The following is a 22,367-nucleotide window of genomic DNA, read 5'->3' on the forward strand; positions in this document are numbered from 1 at the left end:
GTGCCCGCCGACCCGATCCAGCGCCTGCTCGCGGCGCCGCCCGACCTGCCGGTGGCGGCGGGCCTGGACGCCCTGCTCGCCGGGCTGCGCGACCGGGGCGCGGTCGTGGTCCAGGCGCCACCGGGCACCGGCAAGACCACCCTGGTCCCGCCCGCCGTCGCGACGCTCGGCCCGGCCGGGTCGGGGCGCGTCGTGGTCACCCAGCCGCGCCGGATCGCCGCGCGCGCCGCGGCCCGCCGGCTGGCGCACCTGCTGGGCGAGCCGGTCGGCCAGACGGTCGGGTACGCCGTCCGCGGCGACCGACGCTCGGGGCCGCAGACGCGCGTCGAGATGGTGACCACCGGTGTGCTGCTCCGGCGGCTGCAGCGCGACCCGGACCTGCCGGGCGTCGCCGCCGTGGTGCTCGACGAGGTGCACGAGCGGGCGCTCGACGCCGACCTGCTGCTGGCGCTGCTGGTCGACGTGCGGGCGAACCTCCGCGACGACCTGCGCCTGGTCGCGATGTCGGCGACCGTCGAGGCCGGCCGCACCGCCGCGCTGCTCGGCGAGACCCCGGTGCCGGTCATCGAGGTGCCCGGCACGCTGCACCCGGTCGAGCAGGTCTGGGCGGCTCCGCCGCCGGGGGTACGACGCTCCGACGACCGCGGGATCACCCCCGCCTTCCTCGACCACGTGGCCGCGACGGTCCGCCGTGCGCTGGCCGAGCGCACCGGTGACGTGCTGGTCTTCCTGCCCGGGGTGGCCGAGGTCGACGGCGTCGTCCGCCGGCTGGGTGGTGTCGATGCAGACGTCCGGGCGCTGCACGGCCGGCTCCCGGCCGCCCAGCAGGACCTGGCGCTGACCCCGGGCGAGCGCCGCCGGGTCGTCGTCTCGACCGCGGTGGCGGAGTCGTCGCTGACCGTGCCGGGGGTGCGCAGCGTCGTCGACGCGGGCCTGGTCCGGCAGCCGCGCACCGACCACCGGCGTGGGCTGGCCGGACTGATCACGGTTCCGGTCAGCCGGGCGGCCGCCGAGCAGCGGGCCGGACGCGCCGGCCGGGAGGGCCCGGGCACGGCGTACCGCTGCTGGACCGAGGCCGAGCACGCCCACCTCGCCGCCCACCCCGAGCCCGAGATCGCGGTGGCCGACCTGACCGGCTTCGCGCTGGAGCTGGCCGTGTGGGGGAGCCCGGGCGGCACCGGGCTCGCGCTCCTCGACCCGCCGCCCGCGGCGGCGCTCGCGGTCGCGCACGCGACCCTGGCCGACCTCGGTGCGGTCGGCCCGGACGGCGCGGTGACCGAGCGCGGCCGGGCGATCGCGCGGGTGCCGGCCGACCCCCGGCTGGCCCGCGCCCTGCTCGACGGCGCGGCGATCGTCGGCGCCCGCCGGGCCGCCGAGGTGGTGGCGCTGCTCGCCGAGGATGTCCGCGCACCCGGCGGGGACCTGGTCGCCGCGCTCCGGTCGCTGCGCCGCGGTGGTCCCGGGACGCCCGCCTGGCGGACGACGGTCGACCAGCTGAGGACGCACCTCTCGGAGCGGGCCGAGCCGAGCGACCGGCTGACCGACGACCTCGCGGTCGGCGCGGTGGTGGCGCTGGCGCACCCGGACCGGGTGGCCCGCCGCCGGCCCGGCGGCGCGTCGTACCTGATGGTCGGCGGCACGGGCGCCGTGCTGCCGCGCGGCGAGTCCGGCCTGGCCGGGGTGGACTGGCTGGCCGTCGCCGACGTCGACCGGCGACCCGGCCAGCGGGACGCGACGATCCGGTCCGCCGCCCCGATCGACGAGGACCTGGCGCTCGAGGCCGCCGCAGCCCGCTGGGCCGAGGACGACGAGGTCGGCTGGGCCGCCGGCCGGGTCGTGGCCCGCCGGGTCACCCGCCTGGGCGCGATCGAGCTCGCGTCGGTGACCCTCGCGCCCCCGCCCGCCGAGCGAGTGGGCGCCGCCGTGCGGGAGGGGCTGCGGCAGGAGGGGCTCGCCGTGCTGCCCTGGACCGAGTCCGCGCAGGCGCTCCGCCGGCGGCTGGCCTTCCTGCACCGGACCCTGGGGGAGCCCTGGCCCGAGGTCTCCGACGACGCCCTGGCGGCGAGCGTCGAGACCTGGCTCGGCCCCGAGCTGGCCCGGATCCGCGCGACCCGCGACCTGGCCCGGGTCGACGTGCTCACCGCGCTGCGGCGGCTGCTCCCGTGGCCCGAGGCGGGCCGGCTCGACGAGCTCGCCCCGGAGCGGCTGGCGGTGCCGAGCGGCTCCGCCGTCCGGGTGGAGTACGACGGCGAGCAGCCGGTGCTCGCCGTACGCCTGCAGGAGACCTTCGGCTGGGCGGCGACGCCGCGGCTGGCCGACGGGCGGGTGCCGGTCCTGCTGCACCTGCTCTCGCCCGCGCGCCGGCCGGTCGCCGTGACGGCCGACCTGGCGTCGTTCTGGGCGAACGGCTACCCGCAGGTGCGCGCCGAGCTGCGCGGGCGCTACCCCAAGCACGCCTGGCCCGAGGACCCGTGGTCAGCGCCGCCCACACGGGGTATAAGGAGGTGACGGCGCTCACATCTCGGCTTGGAGGCCCCGCATGACCACCACCACCCGACCACCGGAGGAACCCGCTCCGGCCGGCCCCGATTCCGACCGGATGCCACCCCGGACGATCGCCCTGTGGGCGCTGGTCGCCGTCGTCGGCGCCGTCTGCTGGGCGGTGCTGGCCCTCAGCCGCGGCGAGGACGTCTCCGCACTGTGGATCCTGTTCGCGGCGCTCTCGTCGTACCTCATCGCCTACCGCTTCTACTCCCGCTTCATCGCCCGCCGGGTGCTCCACCTCGACGACCGCCGGGCCACGCCGGCCGAACGCCTGGAGAACGGCACCGACTTCGAGGTCACCGACCGGAGGGTGCTCTTCGGCCACCACTTCGCGGCCATCGCGGGCGCGGGCCCGCTGGTCGGCCCGGTGCTCGCGGCGCAGATGGGATACCTGCCCGGCACCCTGTGGATCATCGTGGGCGTCATCTTCGCCGGCGCTGTGCAGGACATGGTCGTGCTCTTCCTCTCGCTGCGGCGCGACGGCAAGAGCCTGGGCCAGATGATCCGCGAGGAGATCGGGGTCGTCGGCGGCACCGCGGCGCTGATCGCTGTGTTCGCCATCATGATCATCATCCTCGCGGTGCTCTCGCTGGTGGTCGTGAACGCGCTCGCCGAGTCGCCCTGGGGCGTGTTCTCGATCGGGCTGACCATCCCGATCGCCTTGTTCATGGGCTTCTACCTGCGGTTCTGGCGTCCCGGCCGGGTCCTGGAGGTCACCGCGATCGGCGTCGTGATGCTGCTGCTGGCCATCGTCGGCGGCGGGTACGTCGAGGCCTGGGGGCTGGACGGCGCGCTGACGCTGTCGAAGGAGACGCTGACCCTCTGCCTGGTGGTCTACGGCTTCGTCGCCTCGATCCTGCCGGTCTGGATGCTGCTGACGCCGCGCGACTACCTGTCGACGTTCATGAAGATCGGCGTGATCGTGCTGCTCGCCGTCGGGCTGGTGCTGGCCACCCCGGTCCTGCAGAACGAGGCGGTCACGTCCTTCGCCACCGAGGGCAACGGGCCGGTGTTCGCCGGCAAGCTCTTCCCGTTCCTCTTCATCACCATCGCCTGCGGCGCGCTCTCCGGCTTCCACGCGCTGATCGCCTCCGGCACCACGCCGAAGATGGTGGCCAAGGAGAGCCACGTCCGGATGATCGGCTACGGCGGCATGCTGATGGAGTCCTTCGTCGCCATCTCGGCGCTGATCGCCGCCTCGGTCATCGACCAGGGCCTCTACTTCGCGATGAACGCCCCCGCGGGCGCCACCGGCGGCACCGTCGAGGGGGCGGTGTCGTTCGTCAACGGCCTCGGCTTCACCCTGACGCCCGACCAGCTCAACGCGGCTGCCGCCTCCGTCGAGGAGGAGCTGGTCTCGCGCACCGGCGGCGCACCGACCCTCGCGCTCGGCATCTCGACGATCTTCAGCGACGCCTTCGGCGGCGGCCTGGCGGCGTTCTGGTACCACTTCGCGATCATGTTCGAGGCGCTGTTCATCCTGACCGCGGTCGATGCCGGCACCCGGGTCGGCCGCTTCATGCTGCAGGACACCGTCGGGAACGTCTGGAATCGGTACGCCGACACCTCGTGGAAGCCGGCCTCCTGGAGTGCCTCCGCGGTGGTCGTCGCCTGCTGGGGCTACATGCTGTACGTCGGCGTGACCGATCCGCTCGGCGGCATCAACCAGCTCTTCCCGCTGTTCGGCATCGCCAACCAGCTGCTGGCGGCGATCGCGCTGACCCTCTGCGTGACCGTGTTCCTCAAGCACGGGTGGCTGCGGTGGGTCTGGGTGCCGGCCGTGCCCCTGGTCTGGGACCTGATCACCACGATGACCGCGAGCTACGAGAAGGTCTTCTCGTCCAACCCGGCGATCGGCTACTTCGCCCAGGCCGACCGCTACCGCGAGGCGCGCGACGCCGGTGAGGTCCTCGCGCCGGCAACCGATGCCGCGCAGATGGACACGGTCGTCTTCAACTCCACCGTCAACGGCGTGCTGCAGGCCGCCTTCGCCGTACTGGTCCTGGTGATCGTCGCCAACGCGGCGCTGATCTGGGTGCGGGCCGTCAAGGCCGGCTCGCTGCCGACCACCGAGGTCCCGGCACAGCCCTCGCACCTCGTGGCGCCGGCCGGGTTCATCGCCACCCGCGAGGAGAAGGCCGCCGTGTCGGCCTGGGAGGCCGAACGCCGCGAGAAGATCGGGGGGCGGCGATGACCGCGGGCCGGCCTGGCGTGCTGGCCGGCGTCCGCTGGTACCTCCGCGAGCTCAGCGGCGAGGCCAAGTGGGACGCCTACCTGGAGCGGTGCGAGCGCGACGGCACCGAGCCGATGAGCCGGCGGGCGTTCGAGCGGCACCGCGACGAGCACCGGGAGCGCTCGACGCAGGGCCGGTGCTGCTGACCCCATTTCCCCGCCGAGTCAGCAGAAGTAGTGGGCCGAGTCAGCACCACTGGTGCTGACTCGGCATTGCTCCCTACCCCGCCGACCAGCCCAGCTCCGTGGCCCGCTCGACCGCCTCGTGCCGTGAGCCCGCGCCGAGCTTGGCCATCAGGGCGCCCACGTGGTGGTCGACGGTGCGCACCGAGAGCACCAGCCGCTCGGCGATCGCGGCGTTGGGCAGGCCCTCGGCGAGCAGCGCGAGGACGTCGACCTGCCGAGCGGTCAGCCCGGCGACGTTGACCCGGGTCGTGGAGGTCGGCCCACGCGGAACCCGGACGGCGCCCCGGCGGCGCAGGTCCTCGCGGACCCGGTCCGCGAGCCGGACCCCGCCGAGCGCGTCCAGGCCCGCGAGCCCGCTGAGCACCACGGTGTCGTCGTCGCTGCAGGTGAGTGCCGCGGCCGCCTCGTACGGGTAGCCGGCCGCGGCCCAGGCGTCCGCCGCGCCGCGCCAGTCGCCGCGGGCCGACAGCGCGTGCGGGTGGGTGCTTCCCGCGAGGTCCGCCGGGTCGACCGGGTCGCCGGCGAGCCGCAGCCAGTGCGCGAGCTCGACCCGCCAGGGGAGCGAGCCGACCCGGCAGGCCTCGGCGTACACCTCGCGGCCGATGCGGCGGACCTGCTCGTCGTCGCGACGCAGCCAGGCGGCCTCGCAGGCCAGCGCCGCGGCCGGAGCGGTCCGCTGCAGCTCGTCGAGCTCGCGGCCCAGCCGCCAGCACTCCTCGACCAGCTCGTCGGCCGGCTCCCCGGTGCGCAGCGCCACCCGGCCGAGCACGAACAGGGCGGTGCAGCGGATCGGGCTGGTGGCGTCCAGGCCGACCTCCGCGTCGGCGACGGCCGTTGCCCAGCGGGCGCCGGCGAGCGCGACCAGCCCGCGCTCCACGGTGAGGTACTTCCAGAAGACGACCTGCTCGTCGGCCTCGGCGTGCTCGATCCCCGCGACCAGCTCCTCGCCCGCCTCGTCGGGGCGCAGGTGCACGAGCAGCTGCCACACGACGTTGCACCAGGCCCGGCTCGCGTGCTCGGACAGGCCCGCCTCGAGTGCGACGTCGCGGGACTCCTCGACCAGCTCGCGCCCCGTGGGGTCGCCCTGCGCCCACTGGGCGGTGCCGAGGTTGTTGAGCGCGTGGGAGAGCACCGCCCGGTCGTCGACCTCGCGGGCCAGCGCGATCGCGTGCTCGGCGGTCTCCCGTGCCTCCGTCATCCGCTCGGCCAGCATCGCCAGCTGGGAGACGTTGCTCAGCGCGAGCGCCAGCTCCCGACGGTCCTCGGTGCCACCCAGGACGGAGACCGCCTCGACCGCCGCAGTCTCGGCCCGCCGCCGGTCGCCGACCCACCAGGCGATCCGCGACAGCGACCGCAGCGAGGCGCCGAGGGCGACCGGGTCGCCGAGGTCGCGCCGGATCCGGACCGCCTCGTCCTGGTCGGCGAGCGCGCTGCGCTCCCGGTCGCCGACGGTGTAGCAGGCCCGGGCCGACGCCTCGAGGAGGTCGGCCAGCTCGGGGGGAGCGAGCTCGTCACGGTGCGCCAGGACCGCTCGCAGGTGGTCGGCCGCCTGGCGGTGCGCCCGGCCGGTCGCCGCGGCGGTCGCGGCCGCCGGGCCGTGCCGTACCACCGCGACGGCGTCCCCGGCCTCGATCGCGTGGTGCACCAGCTGGGCCGGGTCGTGGTCGGGCCGGGCCTCCAGGACGGCGAGCGCGGCCGCGTTCAGCGTCGTACGACGGGCGGCGGGCAGCGCGTCGACGACGGCGCGCCGGGTCAGCTCGTGGCGGAAGCCGACCTGCCGCGGCTCGACGAGGAGCAGCCCGTGCTCCTCGGCGCCCGCCAGCGCGGCGAGCCCGCCCGGGACCAGCGCGTCCACCAGCGGCCGGTCGGCGGTCGAGGTGATCACGCTGAGCCGCTCGACCGCGTCGCGCGAGTCCGGGTCGAGCCGGTGCAGCCGGGCCAGCACCAGGTCGACGACGCTCGACGGTACGGCGTCCGGCGACGCCAGCAGCTCGTGGACCAGGAACGGGTTCCCGCCGGTGGCCGCGAGCACCGTGTCGGCCCACCCGGGGCCGGCCAGGGTGCGTACCGCGTCGGACGAGAGCGGACCGAGGGGGAGCCGGACGACCGACCGGGCGGTCGCGATGGCCGCGAGCAGCCGGCGCAGCGGGTGGGCCCGGTCGAGCTCGTCGTCGCGGTAGGTCAGCACCAGCACCGCGGGCAGGTCGGACACCCGCCGGGCCAGCCACCGGAGCAGGTCGAGGGTCGCCTCGTCCGCCCAGTGCACGTCCTCGACCGTCAGCACCGTCGCGTGCCCGGCCCAGTCGAGCTCCTCGTGCAGCGCGGTGAAGAGCGCGTCGCGCTCGCCCGGCGACCGCAGCGCCCGGGCCAGGTCGGCGCCCACCGTTCCGGACAGGTCCCGCAGTGGGCCGAGCACCCGGGGAGTGGCCAGGTCGTCGCAGCGACCGGTCAGCAGTCGGGCGTCCGGGAGTGCGTCGTGCAGCGCACCGACCAGGCTGGACTTGCCGATCCCGGCCTCGCCGGAGACCAGCACCACCGAGCCCGCGCCGCCCGCGGCCAGCCGCGCGGCGCGGGCCAGTGCCGCGAGCTCGTCGTCGCGCTCCAGCACCGCCGTCCGGGACAGCATGGGCTGATCGTAGGTCCGACCCGCCGCTGATAGGGTCAGCCCTGTTCGAACATCCTTTAACGATCCGTCCTGAGAGGCGGAGAAGGAGGTCGGCGTGCCGTTGCATGCCCCCGCGATCCTGGTCCTCGAGGACGGTCGCACCTTCACCGGCGAGGCGTACGGCGCCCCCGGCGAGACGTTCGGCGAGGCGGTCTTCAACACCGGCATGTCCGGCTACCAGGAGACGCTCACCGATCCGTCGTACCACCGTCAGGTCGTCGTGATGACGGCCCCGCACATCGGCAACACCGGCGTCAACGACGAGGACACCGAGTCCTCGCGGATCTGGGTGGCCGGGTACGTCGTCCGCGACCCCGCCCGCCGCCCGTCCAACTGGCGCTCGCGGCGCTCGCTGGACGACGAGCTGCGCGACCAGGGTGTCGTCGGCATCTCCGGCATCGACACCCGCGCGCTCACCCGCCACCTGCGCGAGCGCGGTGCGATGCGGGTCGGCATCTCCTCGGTCGAGACCGACCCGGCGGCCCTGCTGGCGCGGGTCCGGGCCTCGACCGAGATGAGCGGCTCCGAGCTCGCCACCGAGGTCAGCACGAAGGAGGCGTACGTCGTCGCGGCGCAGGGTGAGAAGAAGCTCACCGTCGCCGCCCTCGACCTCGGCATCAAGACCATGACGCCCTACCGGATGGCCGAGCGCGGCATCGAGGTGCACGTGCTGCCGGCCGGCTCGACCCTCGCCGACGTCCTCGCCGTGCAGCCCGACGGGCTCTTCTACTCCAACGGCCCCGGCGATCCCGCCGCGACCACCCAGCAGATCGAGGTGCTCCAGGGCGCGCTCGCCCAGGACCTGCCCTACTTCGGCATCTGCTTCGGCAACCAGCTGTTCGGGCGCGCGCTGGGCTTCGGCACCTACAAGCTGAAGTACGGCCACCGCGGCATCAACCAGCCCGTGATGGACCGCACCACCGGCAAGGTCGAGGTGACCGCCCACAACCACGGGTTCGCCGTCGACGCACCGCTGACCGGCGAGACGACCACGCCGTACGGCGTCGCGAGCGTCAGCCACGTCTGCCTCAACGACGACGTCGTCGAGGGCCTCGAGCTGCGTGACGAGGCCGGCGCCCTGAAGAGCTTCTCCGTCCAGTACCACCCCGAGGCCGCCGCCGGCCCGCACGACGCGGCGTACCTCTTCGACCGGTTCGTCCAACTCATGGAGTCCCGACCGGGCTCGACCACCGGAAGCGAGGCCTGAGCCATGCCCAAGCGCGAGGACATCAAGTCCGTCCTGGTGATCGGGTCCGGCCCGATCATCATCGGCCAGGCCTGCGAGTTCGACTACTCCGGCACCCAGGCCTGCCGGGTCCTGAAGGACGAGGGCATCCGGGTCATCCTGGTGAACTCCAACCCGGCCACGATCATGACCGACCCCGAGTTCGCGGACGCGACGTACGTCGAGCCGATCACCCCGGAGTTCGTCGAGCAGGTGATCGCCAAGGAGCGCCCCGACGCGCTGCTGCCGACCCTGGGCGGCCAGACCGCCCTCAACGCGGCGATCGCGCTGCACGAGAACGGCGTGCTGGAGAAGTACGGCGTCGAGATGATCGGCGCCAGCTTCGAGGCCATCCACCGCGGTGAGAACCGCGAGCTCTTCAACGCGATCGTGGCGAAGGTCGGCGGCGAGACCGCCCGCAGCTTCGTGTGCCACTCGCTGGACGACTGCGAGAAGGCCGTCGGCGAGCTCGGCTACCCGGTCGTGATCCGGCCGTCGTTCACGATGGGCGGCACCGGCTCCGGCATCGCCTTCGACGCGACCGACCTGGAGCGGATCGCCGGCTCCGGACTGTCCGCCAGCCCGACGACCGAGGTCCTCATCGAGGAGTCGATCATCGGCTGGAAGGAGTACGAGCTGGAGGTGATGCGCGACCAGGCCGACAACGTCGTCATCATCTGCTCGATCGAGAACCTCGACCCGATGGGCGTGCACACCGGCGACTCGATCACCGTCGCCCCGGCGATGACGCTGACCGACCGCGAGTACCAGCACCTGCGCGACCTGGCCATCGGCATCATCCGCGAGGTCGGCGTCGACACCGGCGGCTGCAACATCCAGTACGCCGTCAACCCCGCCGACGGCCGGGTCATCGTCATCGAGATGAACCCGCGGGTCTCGCGCTCGTCCGCGCTGGCGTCGAAGGCCACCGGCTTCCCGATCGCCAAGATCGCCGCCAAGGTCGCGATCGGCTACACCCTCGACGAGATCCCCAACGACATCACGGTCCGCGCGGACGGCTCCAGCACCCCGGCCGCCTTCGAGCCGACCCTCGACTACGTCGTGGTGAAGGTGCCGCGGTTCGCCTTCGAGAAGTTCCCCGGCGCCGACAAGCGGCTGACGACGCACATGAAGTCGGTCGGCGAGGCGATGGCCATCGGTCGCAACTTCACCGAGGCGCTGCAGAAGGCGCTGCGCTCGCTGGAGTCGAAGGACGCCGTCTTCGACTGGCACCAGGAGTACGTCGAGCTGGACAAGGCCGCCCTCCTGGAGGAGATCGCCGTCCCCACCGACGGCCGGCTGAAGCGGGTGATGGACGCGATCCGCGCCGGCGCCACGCCCGAGGAGATCTTCGAGGCCACCGGCATCGACCCGTGGTTCGTCGACCAGCTGATGCTGATCAACGAGGTCGCCGCCGAGGTGACCGCCGCGCCCGAGCTCACCCCCGAGCTGCTGCGCCTGGCCAAGCGGCACGGCTTCTCCGACGTCCAGCTCGGCAAGATCCGCGGGATGACCCCCGACGTGGTCCGCGGGGTCCGGCACGCGCTCGGCATCCGCCCGGTCTTCAAGACCGTCGACACCTGCGCGGCCGAGTTCGCCGCGGCGACGCCGTACCACTACTCGTCGTACGACGAGGAGAGCGAGGTCGCCCCGCGCGAGCGGCCGGCGGTGATCATCCTCGGCTCCGGGCCGAACCGGATCGGGCAGGGCATCGAGTTCGACTACTCGTGCGTGCACGCCTCGCTCGCGCTCAGCGAGGCCGGCTACGAGACCGTGATGGTCAACTGCAACCCGGAGACGGTCAGCACCGACTACGACACCTCCGACCGGCTCTACTTCGAGCCGCTGACGCTCGAGGACGTGCTGGAGGTCGTGCACGCCGAGACCCTGGCCGGGCCGATCGCGGGCGTCATCTGCCAGCTCGGCGGCCAGACCCCGCTCGGGCTCGCGCAGGGTCTCGCGGCGAACGGCGTGACGATCGTCGGCACCTCACCCGACTCCATCGACCTGGCCGAGGAGCGCGGCGCCTTCGGGCGGGTGCTCGCCGAGGCCGGTCTGGTGGCGCCCAAGCACGGCACGGCCACTTCGTACCCCGAGGCGCAGGCGATCGCGACCGAGATCGGCTACCCGGTGCTGGTGCGTCCGTCGTACGTCCTCGGCGGCCGCGGCATGGAGATCGTGTACGGCGACGACGCGCTGCAGGCCTACCTGGAGAAGTACGTCGCCGCCGGGCTGATCTCGCGCGAGGCACCGGTGCTGGTCGACCGGTTCCTCGACGACGCGGTCGAGATCGACGTCGACGCGATCTTCGACGGCGACGAGCTCTTCCTCGGCGGCGTGATGGAGCACATCGAGGAGGCCGGCATCCACTCCGGCGACTCCTCGTGCGCGCTGCCGCCGATCACCCTGGGCGACCACGAGATCGGTCGGATCCGTGAAGCGACCGAGGCGATCGCCCGCGGGGTCGGGGTGCGCGGGCTGCTCAACATCCAGTTCGCGCTCAGCTCGGACATCCTCTACGTCCTGGAGGCCAACCCGCGCGCGTCGCGGACGGTGCCGTTCGTGTCCAAGGCGACCGCGACGCCGCTGGCCAAGGCCGCGGCCCGGGTGATGCTGGGGGAGACGATCGCGCAGCTGCGCGAGGCCGGCCTGCTCCCCGCGACCGGCGACGGCGGCAACCTGCCCGCCGACCAGCCGATCGCGGTCAAGGAGGCGGTGATGCCGTTCAACCGGTTCCGCACCCCCGACGGCGCCCAGGTCGACACCGTGCTCGGCCCCGAGATGAAGTCGACCGGCGAGGTGATGGGCTTCGACGACGACTTCGGCACCGCGTTCGCGAAGTCGCAGGCCGCGGCGTTCGGCCCGCTCCCGACCTCGGGCAAGGTCTTCGTCTCGATGGCCAACCGCGACAAGCGCTCGATGATCTTCCCGGTCAAGGTCCTCGCGGACCTGGGCTTCGAGATCCTCGCGACCCAGGGCACCGCCGAGGTGCTGCGCCGCAACGGCGTCCCCTCGACGGTGGTGCGCAAGCACTTCGAGGGCGAGGGGCCCAACGGCGAGCGGACCACCGTCCAGCTGATCCACGACGGCGAGATCCAGCTGATCGTGAACACGCCGTACGGCGCCGGCACGGGCGGCCACGCCCGCCTGGACGGCTACGAGATCCGCACCGCCGCCGTGCGCGCCAACGTCCCGTGCATCACCACCGTCCAGGGCCTGGGCGCGGTCGTGCAGGGCATCGAGGCGGTCCGGCGCGGCGACATCGGTGTCCGCAGCCTGCAGGAGTGGGCAGCGCGTCGCACGGGGGTCGAGGTCGCCGGTGGTTGAGGAGGTCGCGCAGCGACCGTCTCGAAACCCCAGGACGCCCGCGTGACGGCGTACGACGTCCTCTTCGACCACGTCGCCACCCGGATCGACCCGGAACGGGCCCACCACCTGGGCTTCCGGGCGGTCCGGGCGGCGCGGCCGGTGCTGTCCCGGCGGCACACGCCCGGCACGCCGGTGCAGGCCCTCGGGCTGACCTTCCCCAACGTCCTCGGCCTGGCGGCCGGCTTCGACAAGAACGCCGTCGGCATCGACGCGCTGGCCGCGCTCGGCTTCGGGCACGTCGAGGTCGGCACCGTCACCGGCCACGGCCAGCCCGGCAACCCCACGCCGCGGCTGTTCCGCCTCCCCGAGGACCGTGCGGTGGTCAACCGGATGGGCTTCAACAACGACGGTGCCGAGGCGGTGGCGCGTCGCCTCGCCGCGCGCGCGGCGTCTCTCGGTGGTCGAGTAGGCCGTCGCGAGGAACGAGCGGCGGGCGTATCGAGACCGGTCCTCGGCGTGAACATCGGCAAGACCAAGGTCGTGCCCGACGACGACCAGGCCGCGGTCGAGGCCGACTACGAGCGGTCCGCGCGGCTGCTGGCACCCCACGCCGACTACCTGGTGGTCAACGTCAGCTCGCCCAACACCCCGGGACTGCGGAACCTGCAGGCGGTCGAGAAGCTGCAGCCGCTGCTGGAGCACGTCCGCCGGGTCGCCGACGAGGCGACGGCCGCCCGGGTGCCGCTGCTGGTCAAGATCGCTCCCGACCTCGCCGACGACGACGTGCTCGGCGTGGCGGACCTGGCCGTGGCGATCGGCCTCGACGGCATCATCGCGACCAACACCACGATCTCCCGCGAGGGGCTGGCCAGTCCGGACGCCGAGGTCGAGGCGATCGGCGCCGGCGGCCTGTCCGGCCGACCGCTCACCCAGCGGTCGCTGGAGGTGATCCGGCTGCTCCGCGGCCGGGTCGGTCCCGACCTGACCCTGATCGGCGTCGGCGGCATCACCACCGTCGAGGAGGCCCAGGACCGCCTGGATGCCGGTGCCGACCTGCTGCAGGGCTACACGGCGTTCGTCTACGAGGGCCCGGGGTGGCCGCGACGGATCGTCCGAGGGCTCCGGGCCAGGTCATGACCCTGCACGTCACCGGGGAGGTCCTCGACACCAAGCGGACCGGTGCCTACCGCCACCTCACCCTGGTGGCGCCCGGGGTGGCGGAGCGGTTCCGGCCCGGCAACTTCGTCGCGATCACCCTGGCCGACTCGGCCCGGCTGGCTCGCCGGTCGTACTGGATCCACCAGGTCCGGCCCGTGGGAGGGTACGGCCCCGCGCTGCAGCTGGTCGTGGAGCCCGTCGGCGGCGGCGGCAGCTGGCTGGCCGGACTGCCGGTCGGCTCGAAGCTCGAGCTGACCGGACCGCTGGGTCGGCCGTTCGCGCTGCCGAAGGAGCCGGTCTCGTGCCTGCTGGTGGGCGAGGACCACTCCGCCGCTCCGCTGTTCCCCCTCGCCGAGCGGCTGCGCGAGCGCGGCTGCGCGGTGACCCTGCTCGTCGCCGGGCGCGACGAGGCACACCTGCTCTCGGCCCTGGAGGCGCGGCGCTCGGCGCGCGCCGTCACGGTCGTCACCGCCGACGGCTCGGTCGGTCAGCGCGGCCGGGTCGCCGACGTGATCGCCGAGACCCTGGGCCGCGCCCGCGCGGAGGTCGTGTACGCCGCTGGCCGCCACGACACCCTGCACGCCGTGGCCGCGGCCGCCGAGGACCACGGCGCCTGGAGCCAGACCGCCGTGGAGCTGCCCCAGCCCTGCGCCACCGGGCTGTGCCACGGCTGCGCCCTGCCGGTGGTCGGTGAGGACGGGGTGGCCCGCACGGTCCGCGCCTGCACCGAGGGACCGGTCGTCCGCGGCGACCGGGTCCGCTGGGGAGAGCTGGCATGAGCAACCCCACGACCCTCGCCGGGCTGACGCTGCCCAACCCCGTCCTGGTCGCCTCCGGCTGCGGCGGCACCGGCCGCGAGCTCACGCCGTACCTCGGCGAGGACGGGCTCGCCGGTCTCGGCGGCTTCGTCACCCGGTCGATCAGCCTCGACCCGCGGCCCGGTGCCCGGCAGCCCCGGGTCGTGGAGACCCCGTCGGGGCTGCTGCACGCCGAGGGGGCCAACCCCGGCCTGGAGCCGTTCCTCGCCACCGAGCTGCCGTGGCTGGTGCGCTCCGGCACCCGGGTGATCGTCTCGATCACCGGCCGCACGCTGGGGGAGCACGCCGAGCTCGCCCGGCTGCTGGGCCGGGCGCCGGGTCTGTCGGCGATCGAGGTCGGGGTCAGCGGGGAGCCGTTCCACGCGGCGAGCCTGGTCGCGGCGGTCGTCCGCGACCTGCCGCGCGGGCTGCCGGTGCTGGCCAAGCTGCGACCCGACCTGTTGCGCGTCGTCGAGACCGCGCGAGCGGTCCTCGAGGCCGGTGCCGCCGCCGTCGTGCTCGCCGACGCCCAGGCCGCCGCGCTGCCCGACGGCCGCCCCGCGGGACTGTCCGGGCCCGCGATCCGCCCGGTGGCCCTGCGCTGCGTCACCGAGGTGTGCGCCGCGCTCCCGGACGCCCAGGTCGTCGGCGCTGGGGGCATCACCACCGCGGCCGACGCGCGCAGCTTCCTCGACGCCGGCGCCGTCGCCGTCCAGCTCGGCACCGCCTTGCTCCACGACCCCACCACCGCCGCGCGGATCGCCGCCGAGCTCACCTGAGGAGAACCCCCCCATGACCTTCGGAGCGCGCCTGCACGCCGCGATCGCCGCCCGCGGCCCGTTCTGCGTCGGCATCGACCCGCACGCCGCCCTGCTGCACGACTGGGGCCTGGACGACGACGTGGCCGGGCTGGAGCGGTTCGCGCTGACGGTCGTGGAGGCGGTGGCGCCGTACTCCTCGGTCGTCAAGCCGCAGTCGGCGTTCTACGAGCGCTTCGGCAGCCGCGGCGTCGCCGTCCTCGAGCGGGTGATCGCCGAGTCGCGGGCCGCGGGTGCGCTGGTGCTGCTGGACGTCAAGCGCGGGGACATCGGCTCCACCTCGCAGGCCTACGCCGATGCCTACCTCGATCCCGCCTCGCCGCTGGCCTCGGATGCGATCACCGCCAGCCCGTTCCTCGGCTTCGGCTCGCTGGACCCGATGATCGACACCGCCCGTCGCCACGACGCGGGCGTCTTCGTGCTCGCCCTGACCTCCAACAAGGAGGGCCCGGAGGTGCAGCACGCCCGCACCGACGCCGGTCCCACCGTCGCCGGCACCGTCCTGGAGCACCTGCGCCGGCTCAACGCCGACGCCGAGCCGCTCGGCAGCTTCGGCGCCGTGATCGGCGCGACCATCGGCGAGTCGGACGAGGACCTCGCGTTCAACGGCCCGGTCCTCGCCCCCGGGTACGGCGCCCAGGGCGGCACCACCGCCGACCTCCGCCGGATCTTCGGCCCGACCGCCGGCGCCGTGCTGGCCAGCTCCTCGCGCGAGGTGCTCCGGCTCGGTCCGGACGCCGCCGCGATGCGCGACGCCGTACGTCGGACCAACGACGAGCTGACCGCGTAGCCTCGGCGTGATGAGCAGACGACGGCGGGCCCGGGCGCGTCTGCTCGCACCCCTCGTCGCGCTGGCCGTGCTCCCGCTGACGGGCTGCGGAGGCGACCCGGTCGAGGACTACTGCGCGACGGTGAAGCAGCATCAGGAGGAGCTCACCGAGATCGCCGCGGACGGCGGGCCGACCGCGTTGCTGGCGGCGCTCGACGCGTTCCGCGACCTCCAGGACCGGGCCCCGGCCGACATCGCCGACGAGTGGCAGCAGGTCGTCGGCCGGCTGACGGATCTCGAGGACGAGCTGGACTCCGCGGACGTCGACCCGTCGACCTACGACCGGGACGCGCCGCCCCCGGGCCTGGACGCCGGGGAGCGCGCGCGCATCGAGGCGGCGGCGTCGGCCCTGGTCTCCGCGGAGACCGGCCAGGCCCTCGAAGGCCTGCAGCAACAGGCCCGTGACGTCTGCAAAACGCCGCTCACGCTGTAAGCCAATGGGTAGAACTTGTTCCTGGTCGCCGATTGCCCGGCGTTGCCGGTTCTGACTAGATTGACCTCGCACCGGCCGCCCCCTCACGAAGGACCCCGACACGTGGCACTGCCCCCTCTCACCCCCGAACAGCGCCAGGCGGCCCTCGAGAAGGCCGCCGCCTCCCGGCGGGAGCGGGCCGAGGTGAAGAACCGGCTGAAGAACTCCGGTGCCTCCATCGTCGACGTTCTGCACCAGGGCCAGACCAACGAGGTCGTCGGCAAGATGCGGGTCGTGGACCTGCTGCAGTCGATGCCCGGCCTGGGCAAGGTGCGGGCGCGTCAGGTGATGGAGCGCCTGGGCATCGCCGAGAGCCGCCGTGTCCGGGGGCTCGGCACCAAGCAGGTCGCCGCCCTCGAGGCCGAGTTCGCGCCTCGCGACCCCGCGTGACCGCCCCCCGCAATCGCGCGCTTCCTCCGCTGCGCTCCTCCGCGCACGATGGTGCGGAGACCCCGACGTGATCGGGCACCGCTCCCGGCTCGTCGTACTCGCCGGCCCCACGGCCGTCGGCAAGGGGACCGTCGCCGCCGCCGTGCGTGCCGCCCACCCCGAGGTCTGGATCTCGGTGTCGGCGACCACCCGCAACCCCCGGCCGGGGGAGGAGAACGGCGTCCACTACTGGTTCGTCTCCGACGAGGAGTTCGACAAGATGATCGCCGAGAACGACCTGCTGGAGTGGGCGGTCGTGCACCAGCGGGCCCGCTACGGCACGCCGCGCCAGCCCGTCGAGCTCGCCCTGGCCTCCGGCCACCCCGCCATGCTCGAGATCGATCTGCAGGGCGCGCGCCAGGTGCGTACGACGATGCCGGACGCATTGTTCGTCTTCCTCAAGCCGCCGTCGTGGGACGAGCTGGTCCGCCGGCTGGTCGGTCGCGGCACCGAGACGGCCGAGGAACGCGAGCGGCGCCTGGTCACCGCGCGCGAGGAACTGGCCGCCGAACCGGAGTTCGACGTGACCATCGTCAACCACGAAGTTCACGCTGCTGCGGACGAGTTGGTAACCTTGATGATGCAACCCCCAACAGATCTGTGAGGCGTACCGCGTGTCTTCTCCGAAAATCGCCGCCGAGGGCGTCACGAACCCCTCGATCGACGACCTGCTGACCAAGACGGACAGCAAGTACAAGCTGGTGCTCTACAGCGCCAAGCGCGCCCGGCAGATCAACGCGTACTACTCCCAGCTGGGCGAGGGCCTCCTGGAGTACGTCGGTCCACTCGTGGACACGCACGTCCAGGAGAAGCCGCTCTCCATCGCGCTGCGCGAGATCAACGATGACCTGCTCACCTGCGAGGACATCGACCCTGCCGAGCTTGCCGCCGAGGAGGCCGCGGCCAAGGCTGGGGCCTCGGACGCGTTCCCCGCGAGCGAGTAGTTCGCTGACTCAGTTGACTGCAGGCGGTTCTGACCACGTGGCCGCGACCCCCTCGGGGTCGCGGCCGCGGGTCGTCCTGGGCGTCTCCGGCGGGATCGCGGCGTACAAGGCCTGCGAGCTGCTGCGGCGCTTCACCGAGTCCGGCCACGACGTGACGGTGGTCCCGACCGCATCCGCGCTGGAGTTCGTCGGCGCACCGACCTGGGCCGCGCTGTCCGGCAAGCCGGTCGCGAGCGACGTCTGGTCGGCCGTCCACGAGGTCCCGCACGTGCGGATCGGGCAGAGCGCCGACCTGGTCGTGGTCGCGCCCGCGACCGCCGACCTGCTGGCCAAGGCCGCCCACGGCCTGGCCGACGACCTGCTCACCAACACCCTGCTCACCGCGCGGTGCCCGGTCGTGTTCGCCCCGGCGATGCACACCGAGATGTGGGAGCACCCGGCCACCCGGGCCAACGTCGCCACGCTGCGCGCTCGCGGCGCGATCGTCATCGAGCCCGCGGAGGGGCGACTCACCGGCGCCGACACCGGCAAGGGCCGGCTGCCGGAGCCGGGCGAGATCTTCGAGCTCGCGCTCGAGGTCCTGACCCGGGGGGCCGTTGCACCAGACCTCGCCGGGCGGCACGTGGTGGTCTCCGCCGGCGGCACCCGCGAGTACCTCGACCCGGTCCGCTTCCTCGGCAACCGCTCCTCGGGCCTGCAGGGCTACGCCCTGGCCCGCGCGGCGGCCGCCCGGGGCGCCGAGGTGACCCTGGTCGCGGCCAACGTCTCGCTGCCCGACCCGGCCGGCGTGAAGGTCGTGCGGGTCGAGACGACCGACCAGCTCCGGGCGGAGGTCGTCACCGCGGCCGGTTCCGCCGACGTCGTCGTGATGGCGGCCGCCCCGGCGGACTTCCGTCCGACCAACGTCAGCGACGCGAAGATCAAGAAGGCCGCCGACGGCTCCTCGCCCAGCATCGAGCTCGTGCAGAACCCCGACATCCTGCACGAGATCAGCACCGAGCGCGCCCGCACGGGCAGCGTGATCGTCGGGTTCGCGGCCGAGACCGGCGACGAGACCGGCTCGGTCCTGGAGCTGGCGCGGGCCAAGCTGGCCCGCAAGGGCTGCGACCTGCTGGTCGTCAACGACGTGAGCGGGGGAGCCGTATTCGGCAGCCCCGAGAACGAAGGGGTGATCCTCGGCGCCGACGGCGCGACGATCGACGTACCGAGGGGCAGCAAGGGCGCCCTGGCCCACGTCATCTGGGACCAGGTGGCGGCGCGCCTCGGCTGAGACTGCCGGGCTCCTCGCCCGGGCGGCGGCTAGGGTGTGCCCGCAGTGCGAATCTGCATCAATCAACTGCACCATCGAACGGGAGCGAGTAAGACTGTGGCTGGACGTCTCTTCACGTCGGAGTCGGTGACCGAGGGTCACCCGGACAAGATCGCCGACCAGATCAGCGACTCGGTCCTCGACGCGATGCTGGAGCAGGACCCGCACAGCCGGGTCGCGGTCGAGACGCTGCTGACCACCGGCCTGGTCGTCGTGGCGGGCGAGGTCACCACGACCGGCTACGTCGACGTCAAGCAGAAGGTCCGCGAGCGGATCCTCTCGATCGGCTACGACTCCTCCGAGAAGGGCTTCGACGGCAACTCGTGCGGCGTGATGGTGGCCATCGGCGGCCAGTCCGGCGACATCGCTCAGGGCGTCGACACCGGCCACGAGAGCCGCACCGGCTCCGTGGACGCGATGGACAAGCAGGGCGCGGGCGACCAGGGCCTGATGTTCGGCTACGCCTGCGACGACACCGATGTGCTGATGCCGCTGCCGATCGTGATCGCCCAGCGCCTCGCCGAGCGGCTCACCGCGGTCCGCAAGGACGGCACGCTGCCCTACCTGCGTCCCGACGGGAAGACCCAGGTCACCATCGAGTACGACGCCGACAACCGTCCGGTGCGCATCGACACCGTGGTGCTCTCCAGCCAGCACTCCGAGGACACCGAGCTCGACACCCTCGAGGCCGACGTCAAGAAGCACGTCGTCGACGTGGTCCTCGCTGGCTTCGACATCCCCTCCGAGGGCTACCGCCTGCTCGTCAACCCGACCGGGCGCTTCGTCGTCGGCGGCCCGATGGGCGACGCCGGCCTGACCGGCCGCAAGATCATCGTCGACACCTACGGCGGCATGGCCCGCCACGGCGGCGGCGCCTTCTCGGGCAAGGACCCGTCGAAGGTCGACCGCTCCGCCGCCTACGCCATGCGCTGGGTCGCCAAGAACGTCGTGGCCGCCGGCCTGGCCAAGCGCTGCGAGGCGCAGGTCGCCTACGCGATCGGCAAGGCCCAGCCGGTCGGCGTCTTCATCGAGACGTTCGGCACCGGCACGGTCTCCGACGAAGCGATCCAGGAGGCCGTGCTCGAGGTCTTCGACCTGCGCCCCGCCGCGATCATCCGCGACCTCGACCTGCTGCGGCCGATCTACGCCAAGACCGCGGCGTACGGCCACTTCGGCCGCGAGCTGCCCGAGTTCACCTGGGAGCGCACCGACCGCGCCGAGGCGCTCAAGGCTGCCGTCCGGGGCTGAGGCTGCCCGGGAGTTTCATCGGTTAGCCGATGAAGCTCCCGCTGGGACGGCAAAGCTTCGTCGTCCCAGCACCAGCTTCATCGGCTAGCCGATGAAACTCTCCCGCTGTCCCCGCTCCCTGCTAGAGATACCGTCATGACCCCCGCGCCCGAGCAGCCCGAGCTGCTGCCGGGCATGGTCCGGGCGACCGCGAAGGCGTCGCAGGCCAAGGCCCGGGCGACCCGGGAGCGCAAGGTCGCCGAGGCCGAGATCACCGACGTGCTGCCGGTGGCGCGGGTGCTGGTCGACGTGCCGCTCGCGCACCTGGACCGGCCCTTCGACTATGCCGTCCCGGTGACGATGGCCGAGGCGGCGCGGCCCGGCGTCCGGGTCAAGGTGCGCTTCGCCGGCCAGGACGTCGACGGCTACCTCGTCGAGCGCGCCGAGCACTCCGAGCACCCGGGCCGGCTCGCCCCGCTGCGCCGCGTGGTCAGCCCCGAGCCGGTGCTGTCGCCGGCGGTGGCCGCGCTGACCGCCGACGTCGCCGAGCGGTACGCCGGCAGCCGCGCCGACGTGCTCCGGCTCGCGGTTCCCGCGCGGCACGCCACCACCGAGAAGGAGCCGTCGCCGGCCCCGCCCGGCCCGGTGCCCGACACCGCCGAGGCCGGTCGCGCCGCGTGGGCCGATCTCGAGCACGCCGAGGCGTTCCTCGCCCACCTGAGGACCGGCGGATCGCCCCGGGCGGTGTGGTCGGCGCCGCCCGGCGCCGACTGGCCGATGCTGCTCGCGCAGGCGGCGGCGACGGCCCTCGCCGGTGGCCGGGGCGCGTTGCTCGTCGTTCCCGACAAGCGTGACGTCGTCCGGGTCGACCAGGCCCTGGGCGCGGTGCTGGGGGAGGGCCACCACGTCGCGCTGACCGCCGACTCGGGTCCGGCCCGGCGCTACCGCGACTTCCTCGCCGTCAGCCGGGGGGTCCGCCGGGTCGTCGTCGGCACCCGCGCGGCGGCCTTCGCGCCGGTGGCCGACCTCGGCCTGGTCGCGATCTGGGACGACGGCGACGACCTGCACGCCGAGCCGCGTGCGCCGTACCCCCACGCCCGCGAGGTGCTGCTGCTGCGCGCCGAGCGGGAGGGCGCGGCGGCCCTGGTCGGCGGCTTCGCGCGCACGGTCGAGGCCGACTACCTCCTGCGCACCGGCTGGGCCCGGCCGCTGATGCCCTCCCGCGAGATCGTCCGCTCGGCCCTCACGGTCACCGTCGCCGGCGCGAGCGACTTCGACGTCCACCGCGACGCGCACGCCCGCGCGGCCCGGATGCCGCTGCAGGTGCGCGACCTGGTGCGCGACGCCCTGACGACCGGGCCGGTGCTGGTGCAGACCCCGCGGTCGGGCTACGTCCCGAGCCTGGCCTGCGAGCGGTGCCGCACCCCGGCCCGGTGCGAGACCTGCTCGGGTCCGCTCGCGCTCTCCGGCCCGACCCGTCCGCCGGCCTGCCGGTGGTGCGGCACCGAGGCCGAGGCCTGGGCCTGCGCGGAGTGCGGGCACCACGGGCTGCGGGCACCGGTCGTGGGCGACTCGCGTACGGCCGAGGAGCTGGGCCGGTCCTTCCCCGGGGTCCGGGTGCTGACCTCCTCGGGCGACCGGGTGCTCGCCGAGGTCGACGGGCGTCCCGCGGTGGTGGTCGCGACCCCGGGCGGGGAGCCGGTGGCTGCGGGCGGCTACGCCGCCGTCGTACTGCTCGACGCCTGGCTGGCGCTCGGCCGCGCGGACCTGCGCACCGACGAGGAGGCGCTGCGGCGCTGGAGCAATGCGGTCGGCCTGGTCCGGCCGGGCGGCCGCGTCCTCGTCGTCGGCGACCCCGGCCATCCGGCGATCCAGGCGCTGGTGCGGTGGGACCACGCCGGCTTCGCCGAGCGCGAGTCGACCGAGCGGCGGGCCGCCCACCTGCCGCCGGCGTCGCGGCTGGCCACGATCAGCGGCGACCCCGGCGCCGTCGACGACGCCGTGACCCTGCTCGAGCTGCCGGAGACCGCCGAGGTGCTGGGTCCGGTGGAGACCGACGAGGGCTCGCGGGTCGTCGTCCGCGTGCCCCGCGCCCGCGGCGTCGACCTGGCCCGCGCGCTCGGGCAGCTGCAGCGGGTGCGCTCGAGCCGCAAGCTGGACCCTGTCCGGATCCAGGTCGATCCGTACTCCCTCTGACCCCTGAACCGCCGAGTCAGCACTACT

General features: G+C 73.9%; 17 protein-coding genes. 16 read left to right on the forward strand and 1 reads right to left on the reverse strand.

Translation table 11 applies throughout. From position 1 onward, the window contains the following. Genes hrpB through MUB56_RS14990 form a run of 3 tightly spaced genes read left to right on the forward strand, consistent with a single transcriptional unit; the run spans nt 1 to nt 4,923 of the window. On the forward strand, nt 1-2,508 hold the full coding sequence (gene hrpB / locus MUB56_RS14980) for an ATP-dependent helicase HrpB (RefSeq protein WP_244927821.1): 2,508 nt from the start codon (nt 1-3) through the stop codon (nt 2,506-2,508). A gap of 31 nt (nt 2,509-2,539) precedes the next feature. Further along, the gene (locus tag MUB56_RS14985) at nt 2,540-4,738 is read left to right on the forward strand and encodes a carbon starvation CstA family protein (protein WP_244927822.1); all 2,199 of its coding nucleotides are present in this window, start codon (nt 2,540-2,542) and stop codon (nt 4,736-4,738) included. Beyond that, nucleotides 4,735-4,923: a YbdD/YjiX family protein gene (locus MUB56_RS14990; RefSeq protein WP_244927823.1), complete on the forward strand. Its 189-nt coding sequence runs from the start codon at nt 4,735-4,737 to the stop codon at nt 4,921-4,923. The genes MUB56_RS14985 and MUB56_RS14990 overlap by 4 nt, the downstream gene beginning before the upstream one ends. A gap of 73 nt (nt 4,924-4,996) precedes the next feature. Here MUB56_RS14990 and MUB56_RS14995 read toward each other — a convergent pair whose 3' ends face one another. Beyond that, a complete protein-coding gene (locus MUB56_RS14995) occupies nt 4,997-7,588 on the reverse strand; it encodes a LuxR family transcriptional regulator (protein WP_244927824.1) in 2,592 nt (863 codons plus the stop codon). A 94-nt stretch (nt 7,589-7,682) separates the two neighbouring features. Between MUB56_RS14995 and carA the strand changes: the two genes are divergently transcribed. From carA to MUB56_RS15060, 13 genes are all read left to right on the forward strand, one after another. Beyond that, nucleotides 7,683-8,834: a glutamine-hydrolyzing carbamoyl-phosphate synthase small subunit gene (gene carA, locus MUB56_RS15000; RefSeq protein WP_244927825.1), complete on the forward strand. Its 1,152-nt coding sequence runs from the start codon at nt 7,683-7,685 to the stop codon at nt 8,832-8,834. A 3-nt stretch (nt 8,835-8,837) separates the two neighbouring features. Continuing rightward, nucleotides 8,838-12,179: a carbamoyl-phosphate synthase large subunit gene (carB, locus tag MUB56_RS15005; protein WP_244927826.1), complete on the forward strand. Its 3,342-nt coding sequence runs from the start codon at nt 8,838-8,840 to the stop codon at nt 12,177-12,179. Nucleotides 12,180-12,221: 42 nt separating this feature from the next. After that, nucleotides 12,222-13,298, forward strand: coding sequence for a quinone-dependent dihydroorotate dehydrogenase (locus MUB56_RS15010; RefSeq protein ID WP_244927827.1), 1,077 nt, complete (start codon nt 12,222-12,224; stop codon nt 13,296-13,298). Beyond that, nucleotides 13,295-14,098 carry a hypothetical protein gene (locus tag MUB56_RS15015; protein WP_244927828.1) on the forward strand — a complete coding sequence of 268 codons (804 nt, stop codon included), beginning with the start codon at nt 13,295-13,297 and terminating at the stop codon, nt 14,096-14,098. The genes MUB56_RS15010 and MUB56_RS15015 overlap by 4 nt, the downstream gene beginning before the upstream one ends. Next, entirely contained in the window at nt 14,095-14,895 is an 801-nt protein-coding gene (locus MUB56_RS15020; protein ID WP_244927829.1) for a HisA/HisF-related TIM barrel protein, read from the forward strand. Before MUB56_RS15015 ends, MUB56_RS15020 begins: the two co-directional genes overlap by 4 nt. Before the next feature lie 13 nt (nt 14,896-14,908). Continuing rightward, nucleotides 14,909-15,724 (forward strand): orotidine-5'-phosphate decarboxylase, encoded by an 816-nt coding sequence (pyrF, locus tag MUB56_RS15025; protein WP_244927830.1) that lies wholly within the window; start codon nt 14,909-14,911, stop codon nt 15,722-15,724. Nucleotides 15,725-15,734: 10 nt separating this feature from the next. Beyond that, nucleotides 15,735-16,196, forward strand: coding sequence for a hypothetical protein (locus MUB56_RS15030; RefSeq protein ID WP_244927831.1), 462 nt, complete (start codon nt 15,735-15,737; stop codon nt 16,194-16,196). Between the two features lie 102 nt (nt 16,197-16,298). After that, nucleotides 16,299-16,625: an integration host factor, actinobacterial type gene (mihF, locus tag MUB56_RS15035; protein WP_244927832.1), complete on the forward strand. Its 327-nt coding sequence runs from the start codon at nt 16,299-16,301 to the stop codon at nt 16,623-16,625. A 67-nt stretch (nt 16,626-16,692) separates the two neighbouring features. Beyond that, a complete protein-coding gene (gmk, locus tag MUB56_RS15040; protein WP_244927833.1) occupies nt 16,693-17,268 on the forward strand; it encodes a guanylate kinase in 576 nt (191 codons plus the stop codon). Nucleotides 17,269-17,278: 10 nt separating this feature from the next. After that, nucleotides 17,279-17,608: a DNA-directed RNA polymerase subunit omega gene (gene rpoZ, locus MUB56_RS15045; protein ID WP_244927834.1), complete on the forward strand. Its 330-nt coding sequence runs from the start codon at nt 17,279-17,281 to the stop codon at nt 17,606-17,608. A gap of 37 nt (nt 17,609-17,645) precedes the next feature. Beyond that, the gene (coaBC, locus tag MUB56_RS15050; RefSeq protein WP_244927835.1) at nt 17,646-18,878 is read left to right on the forward strand and encodes a bifunctional phosphopantothenoylcysteine decarboxylase/phosphopantothenate--cysteine ligase CoaBC; all 1,233 of its coding nucleotides are present in this window, start codon (nt 17,646-17,648) and stop codon (nt 18,876-18,878) included. 96 nt (nt 18,879-18,974) lie between these two features. Next, nucleotides 18,975-20,165, forward strand: a complete 1,191-nt coding sequence (metK, locus tag MUB56_RS15055; protein ID WP_244927836.1) for a methionine adenosyltransferase — start codon at nt 18,975-18,977, stop codon at nt 20,163-20,165. 135 nt (nt 20,166-20,300) lie between these two features. Then, nucleotides 20,301-22,340, forward strand: coding sequence for a primosomal protein N' (locus MUB56_RS15060; RefSeq protein ID WP_244927837.1), 2,040 nt, complete (start codon nt 20,301-20,303; stop codon nt 22,338-22,340). Nucleotides 22,341-22,367: the final 27 nt, after the last annotated feature.

The organism is Nocardioides sp. W7, assembly GCF_022919075.1.
In the GTDB taxonomy this organism is placed as follows: Bacteria; Actinomycetota; Actinomycetes; order Propionibacteriales; family Nocardioidaceae; genus Nocardioides.